Annotated in this window: 11 protein-coding genes; 8 read left to right on the top strand and 3 right to left on the bottom strand. The window is 70.1% G+C overall.

Annotation, left to right across the window (positions count from 1 at the left end):
* Positions 1-152 (bottom strand): DUF1048 domain-containing protein (locus tag ABTX24_RS11175; RefSeq protein WP_350839783.1); only part of this gene is annotated, 152 nt, incomplete at its 3' end.
* A 216-nt stretch (positions 153-368) separates the two neighbouring features.
* On the opposite strand from ABTX24_RS11175, the gene ABTX24_RS11180 reads away from it, so the two are divergent.
* Positions 369-1265: a sulfite exporter TauE/SafE family protein gene (locus ABTX24_RS11180; RefSeq protein WP_160022306.1), complete on the top strand. Its 897-nt coding sequence runs from the start codon at positions 369-371 to the stop codon at positions 1263-1265.
* A gap of 129 nt (positions 1266-1394) precedes the next feature.
* A complete protein-coding gene (locus ABTX24_RS11185) occupies positions 1395-1754 on the top strand; it encodes a YciI family protein (RefSeq protein ID WP_350839553.1) in 360 nt (119 codons plus the stop codon).
* A 31-nt stretch (positions 1755-1785) separates the two neighbouring features.
* On the opposite strand, the gene ABTX24_RS11190 is transcribed toward ABTX24_RS11185, so the two are convergent.
* Entirely contained in the window at positions 1786-2715 is a 930-nt protein-coding gene (locus ABTX24_RS11190; protein WP_350839555.1) for an Lrp/AsnC family transcriptional regulator, read from the bottom strand.
* A 194-nt stretch (positions 2716-2909) separates the two neighbouring features.
* Between ABTX24_RS11190 and ABTX24_RS11195 the strand changes: the two genes are divergently transcribed.
* Genes ABTX24_RS11195 through ABTX24_RS11210 form a run of 4 tightly spaced genes read left to right on the top strand, consistent with a single transcriptional unit; the run spans position 2910 to position 8649 of the window.
* Positions 2910-4493 carry a purine-cytosine permease family protein gene (locus ABTX24_RS11195; RefSeq protein WP_350839557.1) on the top strand — a complete coding sequence of 528 codons (1584 nt, stop codon included), beginning with the start codon at positions 2910-2912 and terminating at the stop codon, positions 4491-4493.
* A gap of 45 nt (positions 4494-4538) precedes the next feature.
* Positions 4539-5516, top strand: a complete 978-nt coding sequence (gene speB / locus ABTX24_RS11200; protein ID WP_350839559.1) for an agmatinase — start codon at positions 4539-4541, stop codon at positions 5514-5516.
* Entirely contained in the window at positions 5513-7138 is a 1626-nt protein-coding gene (locus ABTX24_RS11205; RefSeq protein WP_350839561.1) for a thiamine pyrophosphate-binding protein, read from the top strand. Before speB ends, ABTX24_RS11205 begins: the two co-directional genes overlap by 4 nt.
* Positions 7139-7164: 26 nt before the next feature.
* Positions 7165-8649, top strand: coding sequence for a sodium:solute symporter family protein (locus ABTX24_RS11210; RefSeq protein WP_160022316.1), 1485 nt, complete (start codon positions 7165-7167; stop codon positions 8647-8649).
* 51 nt (positions 8650-8700) lie between these two features.
* Here the strand turns inward: ABTX24_RS11210 and ABTX24_RS11215 are convergent, their stop codons facing one another.
* On the bottom strand, positions 8701-9432 hold the full coding sequence (locus ABTX24_RS11215) for a succinate dehydrogenase cytochrome b subunit (RefSeq protein ID WP_350839563.1): 732 nt from the start codon (positions 9430-9432) through the stop codon (positions 8701-8703).
* A gap of 88 nt (positions 9433-9520) precedes the next feature.
* Between ABTX24_RS11215 and ABTX24_RS11220 the strand changes: the two genes are divergently transcribed.
* On the top strand, positions 9521-10375 hold the full coding sequence (locus ABTX24_RS11220; protein ID WP_350839565.1) for an esterase/lipase family protein: 855 nt from the start codon (positions 9521-9523) through the stop codon (positions 10373-10375).
* Positions 10375-11010, top strand: coding sequence for a TetR/AcrR family transcriptional regulator (locus ABTX24_RS11225; RefSeq protein WP_160022322.1), 636 nt, complete (start codon positions 10375-10377; stop codon positions 11008-11010). Before ABTX24_RS11220 ends, ABTX24_RS11225 begins: the two co-directional genes overlap by 1 nt.
* The last annotated feature ends 55 nt before the right edge of the window (positions 11011-11065 follow it).

Here is an 11065-nt window from a genome sequence, read left to right on the forward strand (position 1 = left end):
ATGTCCATGCCGTCGCCGGCGGTGAAGCGCCACATGTAGCTCTTCATCTCCCCATAGACGGTGCGGTAGTCGGCGGGCAGTGCGGCAGCGCGGGCCTCCATGCGCTTCCAGTCCTTCTTGTCACCCACGAGGCGGCTGAGGATGTTGTTCATGGTGGTGCTCCTTCTTCGATGGTTTCGGATCCCGTGTTCGGGCGATGGAAGAAGCGTGCAGCCCTGACGCTGCGTCAAGGTCAAGCGCCGGTCGAAGGAAAGTTCTCGGCGCTCGCGCCCAGGTCGTGAGATGGCCCGTCGGGCTTTGGCGAGGCGGTCTAGAGTCTACTAAATTACGTGACTATCGTAGTTTGATCCCATCCCTAGGAGGTCCGCGTGGAGCGGCTTCTCATCTTCGCTCTGGTCGGTCTCGCGGCCCAGGCTGTCGACGGTTCCCTCGGCATGGCGTACGGCGTCACCTCGAGCACCCTGTTGGTCGCGACCGGCGTCGCGCCGGCGGTCGCCTCGGCATCGGTGCACCTGGCCGAGGTCGGCACCACGTTCGTCTCGGGTGTCTCGCACTGGCGGCTCGGCAACGTCGACTGGAAGGTCGTGGCCAAGATCGCGATTCCGGGCGGCATCGGCGCCTTCGCGGGCGCGACCGTCCTGTCGAGCCTTTCCACCGAGAGCGCCACGCCCTGGGTGGCTGGTCTCCTGCTCGTCCTGGGCGTCTACATCATCGCCCGGTTCGTCTTCGGCAAGCCTCCGGTCTTCATCCCGGGACGTCGCCCGGGGCTCGGTCTGCTCGCGCCGCTGGGTCTCTTCGGCGGCTTCATCGACGCCACCGGTGGCGGCGGCTGGGGCCCGGTGACCACGCCGACCCTGATCTCCAGCGGCACCCTGCACCCGCGCAAGGTGATCGGCTCGGTCTCCACCGCCGAGTTCGTCACGACGCTCTCCGCGAGTGTCGGGTTCCTCGTCGGACTGGCCGGAGAGGCGCTCGACTGGCGCGTCATCGCCGGCCTCCTCATCGGCGGCGTGATCGCCGCTCCGTTCGCCGCCTACCTCGTCAAGCACCTCTCGCTGCCGGTCCTGGGCGGTCTCGTCGGCAGCATCATCCTGATCACCAACGGACGTACGCTGCTGCGCAACTTCGACGCCGAGTCGGTCGGCGCCTACGGCCTGCTCTTCGCCGTCGCCGCCGTCATCGTCGCCATCGCGGTGCGCAAGGCCGGCGGCAAGATCGCCCCGGCGCAGGAGCCGACGCCCGAGTCCGAGGCCGCCAACGCCTGAGCGTCGACATGCCGGCGACCCCGTGGCCGGTGGGAAGTTCTTCCGATGTCGATGTCGAAGGAGAACGATGTGGTTCGACGCACAGGTGTCGGCCACCAGAAGCGGTGGCCCCGAACTGAGGAGTACGTCATGCCGCGTTTCATGGGTTTCGTGAAGATGGAAGAGGGAAACGGCCCGGCGCCTGAGGCCCTCTACAAGGCGATGGACGACTACGTCGGCGAGCTGGCGGCGGCCGGGCACTTCCTCGACGGCGGCGGTCTCTTCGGCAGCGAGGACGCGGTCAACTTCGTGGTGGACAAGGGCGAGGTCACCCGGGTCGACGGTCCGTACGCGGAGGCCAAGGAGGTCGTCGGCGGCTGGGCGCTCACGCGCTACGACACGCTCGAGGAGGCGATCGCCGCGCAGCGGGAGTTCGCGCAGCTGCACGCGACGTACTGGCCGGAGTGCAAGATCGTCGCCACCCTGCGCCAGGTCTCCGAGGGCGACTAAGCGCCTGGGAGGACGATGCCTCGGCGGTCGCTCAGGCGCCGCCGAGGTGCAGGGAGGCGTAGGTCTCCTTGACGAAGCGGAGGTGGCTCCAGGTCTGGACCTCCCGGACGCCGTCGAGCTCGCGGATGTGGTCGAGGACCCCGACGAGGTCGCCGGAGGTGGCGGTGTGGACCGTGAGCAGGGCGTCGTAGCGCCCCAGGGTCCGGGCCACGAAGGTGACCGAGGGGAGCCGGGCGAGCTGTTCGGCGATCGGACGGTGGGCGGCGCCGTCGAGACGGAGGCCGATGCCGGTCGCCGTACGCCGCTCCTGACCCGAGTGACGCACGACGGCGCCGACCCGGACGACGTTGCCGTCGAGCAGCCGGACCACGCGGCGCCGGGTGCCGGCGGGGGAGAGGCCGACGCTCGCGGCCAGGTCGACGAAGGAGGCGCGGCCGTTGGCCTGCAGCGCGCGCAGCAGGGCGTAGTCGGTCTCGTCGAGCGTCCCGGCGGCGGGTGCGGGCCCGACCGGGGCGGCCACGTCGCGGACGACCTCGGTGTAGAGCAGGGTCTCGGTGGTGACGATGCCGTCGATCGCGCGCACCTCGGCGAGGGCGTCGTCGATCCGGCCGATGTCCTTCGCCCGGAGCTCCAGGACCAGGGCGTGCTGGCCGCTGGTCATCGAGACCAGGGTGGTGTCCTCGCGCGCCGCGGCGGCCCGCGCGACCTCTGTCGCGGAGCCGTCCACCGTGACCGAGACGTGGGCGAGCACATCATGGCCGAGAACGGCCGGGTGGACGACGCCGCGGACGTCGATGTGACCCTCGGTCAGCAGCCGCTGGACCCGGGTGGCCGCGGCTGATCGGGAGAGGCCGACCTGGGCGGCGATCTCACGGTGGGTGAGGCGACCGTCCTCCTCGAGCAGGACGAGGATCGACTCATCGGTGCTGTCGAGGACCCCGGGCGTGATTTCGTTCGACATTTTTTGGGAGCGTCTCCAAGGTCGGATCGATCCTCCGGGCGGTCGATCTGATGCCATTATGACGGATCTTCCGAGCCTGACCGGCATATCGACAGGTATTACGGCCAGGTTAAGAACGAAACGATTGCGGCGGCGTTCCGGGTGCTCCTACAGTGACGCAGATCTCGGCCGACCCACAGACCCAGGAGGCCTCGGTGTCCACGGAACCGATCACCATCCCCTCAGCCACGCCGACCCCGCCGAAGGTCACCGAGGTCGAGCAGCACGGCGTCGAACCGATCCCCGACCCCGAGCGCAGCGCCCGCCCGCTGGACCTGTTCCGGCTCACCTTCGGTGGTGCCAACACGATCGCCACCGTGGTGCTCGGCAGCTTCCCGATCCTCTTCGGGCTCTCCTTCGCCCACGGTCTGCTGGCCACGCTGCTCGGGCTGCTGCTCGGCGCCGTCGTCCTCGCCCCGATGGCGCTGTTCGGCCCGCGCAACGGCACCAGCAACTCGGTCAGCTCCTCGGCCCACCTCGGCGTGCACGGCCGGATCGTCGGCTCGTTCCTCTCCCTTCTCACCGCGCTCGCGTTCTTCTCGATCTCGGTGTGGAGCTCGGGCGACGTGCTCATCGGGGGCGCCAACCGCGCGGTCGGGCTGCCGGAGAACGACCTGACCCTGGCGCTGGCGTACGGCCTCTTCGCCGTGCTGGTCCTGGTCGTGTGCATCTACGGCTTCCGGTTCATGCTGCTGGTCAACAAGGTCGCCGTGATCGCCGCGACGCTGCTCTTCCTGCTCGGCATCGTCGCGTTCGCCGGCGACTTCGACCCCGGCTACGCCGGCGCGTTCGGCTCCGGCTCGGAGGCGTTCGGCGAGCCCGGCTTCTGGGCGGCCTTCGTCGGGTCGGCGCTGATCGTGATGTCCAACCCGGTCAGCTTCGGCGCCTTCCTCGGTGACTGGGCCCGCTACATCCCGCGCGAGACCCCCGGACGCTCCTCGATGGCTGCCGCGTTCCTGGCGCAGGTCGCCACCCTCGTACCGTTCTGCTTCGGACTGGTCACGATGACGATCATCGCCACCCGCGAGCCGGAGATCTTCGCCTCCGGTGCGTACGCCTCCGGCCTGCTCGCGATCGCGCCGGGCTGGTACTTCGCGCCGGTCGCTCTGATCGCACTGATCGGCGGTCTGTCGACCGGCACCACCGCGCTCTACGGCACCGGACTGGACTTCTCCAGCGTCTTCCCGCGCTTCAACCGCGTCCAGTCCACGGTGCTGATCGGGGTCTTCGCGATCGGTGTCATCTTCATCGGCCGCTTCGTCTTCGACGTGGTCTCCAGCATCTCCGCCTTCGCCGTCCTCATCATCAGCTGCACCGTCCCGTGGATGATGGTGATGATGATCGGCTGGTACGTCCGGCGCGGCTGGTACGACTCCGACTCGCTGCAGGTCTTCAACCGCCGTCAGCGCGGGGGCCGCTACTGGTTCGCCCACGGCTGGAACTGGCGCGGCCTGGCCGCCTGGCTGATCGCGGCCGCCGTCGCGCTGACCTTCGTGAACCTGCCCGGCCAGTTCGTCGGGCCGGCCGCACCCCTGATCCCCGGCGGGGTCGACATCTCCATCCCGCTCGGCATGGGTCTCGGTGCGCTGCTCTACCTCGGTCTGCTCTTCGCCTTCCCCGAGCCGCGGGACGCCTACGGCCCCGAGGGAGCCCGGTTGGTGCCCACCGGACCGCCCGCGAACACACCGGTCATCTCGGTCGACGACGGGCCGGCGCCCGCCGCCTCCGTCGTCGGCTGAGCCGAACCACCCCGCAACACTCGCACCACGCAAGGAGAACCACCCATGCCCATCGAGCCCGTCGACGCCTCCAAGAACCCCCGCTATGCCGGCTTCGCGACGTTCGCGCGGCTGCCCCGCCTCGATCAGGTGGAGCGGGCCGACATAGCGGTCGTCGGAGTGCCGTTCGACACCGGCGTCTCCTACCGTCCGGGCGCCCGCTTCGGCCCGGCGCACGTACGGGAGTCCTCGCGGCTGCTGCGCCCCTACAACCCGGCGCTGGACGTCTCGCCGTTCGCCTCGGCCCAGGTGGTCGACGCGGGCGACATCGCGGCCAACCCCTTCCACATCGAGGAGGCGCTCGACACGGTTCAGGCCTCCGCGCTCGAGCTCACCGCCGGCGGCACCAGGCTGGTGACGATCGGCGGCGACCACACCATCGCACTGCCGCTGCTGCGGGCAGCCGCCGAGCGGCACGGCCCGGTCGCGCTGGTGCACTTCGACGCCCACCTGGACACCTGGGACACCTACTTCGGGGCTGAGTACACCCACGGCACCCCGTTCCGGCGGGCGGTGGAGGAGGGCATCCTCGACACCGAGGCGCTGTGCCACGTCGGGACCCGCGGCCCGCTCTACGGCAAGAAGGACCTCGAGGACGACCGCCGCTTCGGCTTCGGGATCGTCACCTCCTCCGACGTCTTCCGTCAGGGTGTCGACGAGGTCGTCGAGAAGATCAAGCAGCGGGTCGGCAGCCGGCCCGTCTACGTCTCGGTCGACATCGACGTACTCGACCCCGCGCACGCCCCCGGCACCGGCACCCCCGAGGCCGGCGGGCTCACCTCCCGTGAGCTGCTCGAGATCCTGCGCGGTTTCGCCGGCCTGAACCTGATCGGCGCCGACGTGGTCGAGGTGGCACCGGCGTACGACCATGCCGAGCTGACCGGCGTCGCGGCCTCGCACGTGGCCTACGACCTGGTCTCGCTGCTCGCGATGCGTAAGGCCGACGCGGAGCCCAAGGCATCTAGTACAGCGGGTCAGGCATGACGAGACGCAACGGCGGTGACGTCACCGTCGAGAGCCTGACCGCTCTCGGAGCGACCCACGTGTTCGGCATCCCGGGCCAGCACGCGCTGGGTCTCTTCGACGCCATCCGCCGCAGCGACCTGACCTTCGTCTCCTCCCGGGTGGAGAACAACTCGGTCTTCGCGGCCGACGGCTACGCCCGGACGACCGGCCAGGTCGGGGTGGTGTTCTGCTCCACCGGACCGGGAGCGCTCACCGCGTTGGGTGCGCTCCAGGAGGCGTACGCCGCCTGTGTCCCGATCCTGATGATCACCAGCCAGATCCCGCGTGACGGGCTCGGGGGCGCCCGTAAGGGCTACCTGCACCAGCTCGACGACCAGCAGGCCAGCGCCCGCAACGTCACCAAGACCACGGCCGTCGTCCGGGACGCGGCCGCCATTCCGGGCGTGCTCGCCGATGCCTGGGCCACCGCCCAGGAGACGCCGGCGGGGCCGGTGTGGGTCGAGATCCCGCAGGACGTCCTCCTCGAGGACGTCACGGTGCCGCCGGTGACCGGTCTGACGGCGGCGGTGCGCGCGCCGCGCCGGCCTCGTCCGGAGATCGCTGCCGAGGCCGCCCGCCTGCTGGCCGCGGCCGAGCGCCCGGTGATCCTCGCCGGGGGAGGCGTACGCCGCTCCGCGGGCGCGCCGCAGGCGCTGGTCGCCCTCGCCGAGTCCCTGGACGCGCCGGTGGTCTCCACCGCCGGGGGCAACGGCTCGATCCCCCTCGCGCACCCGCTGAGCGCGGGCGCCTGGATCGAGGACCGGTTCACCACCGACCTGCTCGACGATGCGGACGTCCTGCTCGCGGTCGGCACCTCCTTCGGCGAGGTGACCAGCAACTACGGCACCTTCGCCCCGCGTGGCCGGGTGATCCAGGTGGACGCCGAAGCCCGTGTGCTCGGCTCGAACCACGACGTGCTCGGCGTCCATGCCGATGCCGCTGCGGCTCTCACCGACCTGGCCGCGGCGCTTCCCGGCGCCGGTTCCGGACCGGGCTCGAGGCGTTCCGGTGCCCGGGTCGCCCAGGAGCTGCGTACCCGGGTCCAGGGCCGGCTCGACGCCCAGGACCTCGCCGCCGAGCAGCGGCTGCTCGCCGACCTGCGCGTGGCCGTGCCCGACGACACCGACACCTTCTGGGACATGACCATCGCGGCGTACTGGGCCTGGTCGGCCTGGGACCCACGCTCCGGCGGCTTCCACACCGCGCAGGCGTCGGGCGGCCTCGGACCGGCGTTTCCCTCCGCGATCGGCGCAGCCGTCGGGACCGGACGGCGTACGTTCGCGGTCACCGGCGACGGCGGCGCGATGTACTCCATCGCCGAGCTCGCCACCGCCCGCCAGCACGACGCCGAGGTCACCTGGCTGATCATCGACGACGGCGGCTACGGGATCCTGCGCGAGTACATGACCGGGGCCTTCGGCGCTGCCACCGCCACCGAGCTCGCCCGTCCCGACTTCGTCCTCCTCGCCCAGGCGTTCGGTATCCCCGTCCACGCCGCGACCCCCGAGACCGTCGGCGAGATCGTCGCCGGCACCTTCACGACCGGCGGCCCCGCCGTCGTGGTTCTTCCGACGACCTTCCGCATGTTCGCCGCCACCTGACCGCCACCTCGATCTGGAGCCCCCACATGGATCTCGCCATCATCGTCATCTACCTCGCCGCCATGGTCGCCTTCGGCTGGTGGGGCAAGTCCCGGACCAAGGACAGCTCCGACTTCCTCGTCGCCGGCCGCCGGCTCGGACCGGTGCTCTACACCGGGACCCTGTCCGCGCTCGTCCTCGGCGGAGCCTCTACCGTCGGCGGGGTCGCTCTCGGCTACGAGTACGGCCTCTCCGGGGCGTGGCTGGTGGCGGCGATCGCCCTCGGCGTCCTGGCGCTCAGCCTGTTCTTCGCCGGGAAGATCCAGCGGCTGCGGATCTTCACCGTGGCCCAGATGCTGGCACTGCGCTACGGGGTCGGCGCGACCGCGGCCTCGGGCGTGGTCATGGTGGCCTACACGCTGATGCTGGCGGTCACCTCCACGATGGCGTACGCGACCGTGTTCAACGTCCTCTTCGGGACAGACCGGGTCGTCTCCGTGCTGATCGGCGGCGTCATCGTGGTGATCTACTCCACCATCGGCGGGATGTGGTCGATCACCCTGACGGACATGGTGCAGTTCGTGCTGCAGACCGTCGGCATCTTCGTACTCCTGCTGCCCTTCACCTGGAACCACGCCGGCGGTCTCGACGGGATCAAGTCCCGGGCGACGGACTCCATGTTCGACCTCGGCGCGATCGGCACCGGCACCGTGATCACCTACGTCGTCGTCTACACCTTCGGGATGCTGATCGGGCAGGACATCTGGCAGCGCGTCTTCACCGCCAGGTCGCCGCAGGTCGCGCGCTGGGGCGGGACCGCGGCCGGTGTCTACTGCCTGCTCTACGGTGTGGCCGGCGCGCTGATCGGCACCGCGGCCTCCACGTTCGTCACGGTCGAGGACCGCAACGACGTCTACGCCACGATCGCCGAGTCGATCCTTCCGGTCGGCGTCACCGGCCTGGTGCTCGCCGCCGCGGTGGCCGCGATGATGTCGACCGCCTCGGGTGCCCTGATCGCGACCGCGACGGTGGCCCGCGCCGATGTGCAGCCGCTCCTGGCCCGGCTGATCGGACGCACCCCCGCGCGTGTCCAGGACGAGGCGGAGAACCCCGAGCACGACGTGCTGGCCAACCGGATCTACGTCGTCGCGATCGGCGCCGTCGTCGTCGTGATCGCCTCGCTGCTCGATGACGTCGTCTCGGCTCTGACGATCGCCTACGACATCCTCGTCGGCGGTCTGCTGGTGCCGATCCTGGGCGGCTTCGTGTGGCGCCGGGCGACCGGCGCCGCGGCGGTGGTGGCGATGGCCGCCGGCACCACCGCGACGCTGGCGACGATGGTGGTCGTCGGCGACGTCCTCGCCAACGAGCCGGTCTACGCGGGCCTCGCCATAAGCGCTGTGGCGTACGTCCTGGTCAGCCTGCTCACCCGCCCGACCGACCCCGCGGTGATGCGGGAGTGGACCGATCGACTCGCAGGTCGAGAGACGTCGGTCGACTCCGGCCGGGCGGACGCTCTGGATGCCCTGTAGCGCTCTGTCTGAAAGGCGGCACGGAGAGCGGGCCGAGGGTCGGGGGGAGGTTCACGGCCCGATGAGGCCGAGCTGGATGGCGATGGGGGAGAGCGAGAAGCCGCCGGCGACGAGGACGGCGACGGCCATGGCGGTCGCCTTCGCTGCCTGACGCCGCTTCGCGGTCAGCGTCCAGCCGAGGGTCTGCAGGGAGCTCCAGGTGCCGTGCCACAGGTGCATCCCGAGGACGAGCATCGCGGCGAGGTAGAGGGCGGTGGACCACCAGACGCTGAACGTGTCGACCACCAGGTTGAACGGGTCGTTCGTCGGGCCGCCGCGTACGTTGACCTTGCCGATCGTGAAGTTGACCAGGTGCCACCCGAGGAAGAGGAAGAGCCCCAGGCCACCGGTGAGCATCGTGCGGGAGGCGAGCGAGGAGGCACGCCGCGGCGGCCGGGCGGCGTAGCGGCCCCTCGCGCGTCGTGCGCGTCGGGCGAGGACGATCGCGCTGGAGACATGCGCCACCAGCGCGGCGATCAGCCCGACGCGCATGATCCAGAGCAGCCCGGAGCGGGGGAAGATCGGCTCGCCCAGCGTGCGCAGGTGCTCGGCGTACTCGTTGTACGCATCGTGGCCGCTGAACGCCTTCAGGTTGCCGTAGACGTGACCGAGAACGAACGTGATGAACAGCAGGCCGCTGATGGCCATGACGAGCTTCAGCGTGATGGTCGACGACCAGGCCCGGCGTCGAGATGTCGAAGTGTGCACACCCAGTCGACCGGGCAGGGTCGCCGTCTGTGACACCCGATCCATCTGAAAATGAGCATTGTCAAATTCTCCGGGTCGGCTTAGGGTCGGCTTGTCCGGTCCGCCTGGAGAGAAGTGGTCTGTCATGGTCAAGCGCTCTGCTGTCATCCGTGCCGTCGTGGTGCTGCTCGCGGCATCGACCCTGCTGATCGCCCCACCGGCGCAGGCGGCGGGAGGCGTCAACGACGCCGCCTGCCGGCCATCGGCCGACCACCCCAACCCGGTCGTCTTCCTGCACGGGCTGGGAGCCAACAAGGACGAGGACCTCAACTTCCTCCAGGCCGACGTGGCGGCGCAGGGCTACTGCACCTACAGCCTGACCTACGGCACCGGCGCCTACGGCCCGTTCGTCGGCGGGGTGGGGGACATCGGCAGGTCGGCGGCTCAGATCAAGACCTTCGTCCAGGGGGTGCTGGCGCAGACCGGCGCCGCGAAGGCTGATCTGGTCGGCCACTCCGAGGGAGGGTTCCAGACGCTCTACGTCACCAAGACGCAGGGCATCTCCGACCGGATCGACAAGGTCGTCGCCATCGCGCCGCCGACCCACGGCACCACGTTCGCCGGCCTCTACCGGCTCGGCATGGCCCTGGGCGCGGACGAGCTGGCCGGACAGGTCCTCACCACCTTCGGCTGCATCGCCTGCACCCAGCTGGTCACCGACGGCAGTGCCGTACGCACCTTGACGAGCGGTCCGATCGCGCAGCCCGGCGTGACGTACACGATCATCCAGTCGAGGTACGACGAGCTCGTCACGCCCACCGAGACCGCGTTCGTGCGCGAGCCGGGCGTCACCAACACCTATGTGCAGGACGTCTGCCCGCACGACCCGGTCGGCCACATCGGCGAGGCGTACGACACCAACGTCTGGCACCTGGTGAAGAACGCGCTCGACCCGGCCGATGCCGCCCCCTTCGTCTGCTCGGTCGGGTCGCCAGGCTGATGGCGCAGCAGGGCCGTTCGTACGGCGGGCTGACCCGCGAGGAGCGTGACGCCCAGCGCCGCCAGCGGCTGCTGGAGACCGCCAAGGAGATCATCGGCACCCAGGGTTACGCGGCGACCACGATCCCGGGTGTCTGCGCTGCCTCGAAGGTGTCGACCCGGCACTTCTACGAGATCTACCCCGGCAAGGAGGATCTCTTCGTCGACCTCTACGACCGGATCACCGCCGACTCCTACGCCCGAGTGGCCGCGTCGTTGACGGCGACCGCCGGGGAGCCGATCTCCGAGCGGGTGCCTGCAGCGGTGCTGGCCTATCTCGACCCGATGCTCAAGGACCCGCGCGTCGCCCGGATCGCGTTCGTGGAGATCATGGGCGCGAGCCCGCGTATCGAGAAGCTTCGGCTCGACTACCGCGAGACCCTGGTCGAGATCGTGGGCACCGAGTGCACCGCCTCCGTGGCTCGGGGCGAGATCCGCGATCGTGACTGGCGCTTCGCCGCGCTGGCTCTGGTGGGCGCGGTGACCGCGATCGTCTACGACTGGGCGCTGCATCAGCCGCGCTCGAGCCGCCAGGCGCTCGAGACCCAGCTGGCCGACCTCGCGCTCGTCCTGCTCACCGCGGACCCTCCGACTTAGGTCACCCGCGTATCTCCTCGTCACCTGGGTACCGACCAGGTGTACAGCGATGAGG

It is taken from the genome of Nocardioides sp. NPDC127514, from assembly GCF_040302125.1.
In the GTDB taxonomy this organism is placed as follows: Bacteria; Actinomycetota; Actinomycetes; order Propionibacteriales; family Nocardioidaceae; genus Nocardioides.

Bases quoted from the DNA above. Each gene is read 5' to 3' on its own strand.
- ABTX24_RS11185 (WP_350839553.1), top strand. From the start codon at position 1,395: ATGCCGCGTTTCATGGGTTTCGTGAAGATGGAAGAGGGAAACGGCCCG.
- ABTX24_RS11190 (WP_350839555.1), bottom strand. From the start codon at position 2,715: ATGTCGAACGAAATCACGCCCGGGGTCCTCGACAGCACCGATGAGTCG.
- speB (WP_350839559.1), top strand. From the start codon at position 4,539: ATGCCCATCGAGCCCGTCGACGCCTCCAAGAACCCCCGCTATGCCGGC.
- ABTX24_RS11205 (WP_350839561.1), top strand. From the start codon at position 5,513: ATGACGAGACGCAACGGCGGTGACGTCACCGTCGAGAGCCTGACCGCT.
- ABTX24_RS11210 (WP_160022316.1), top strand. From the start codon at position 7,165: ATGGATCTCGCCATCATCGTCATCTACCTCGCCGCCATGGTCGCCTTC.
- ABTX24_RS11220 (WP_350839565.1), top strand. From the start codon at position 9,521: ATGGTCAAGCGCTCTGCTGTCATCCGTGCCGTCGTGGTGCTGCTCGCG.
- ABTX24_RS11225 (WP_160022322.1), top strand. From the start codon at position 10,375: ATGGCGCAGCAGGGCCGTTCGTACGGCGGGCTGACCCGCGAGGAGCGT.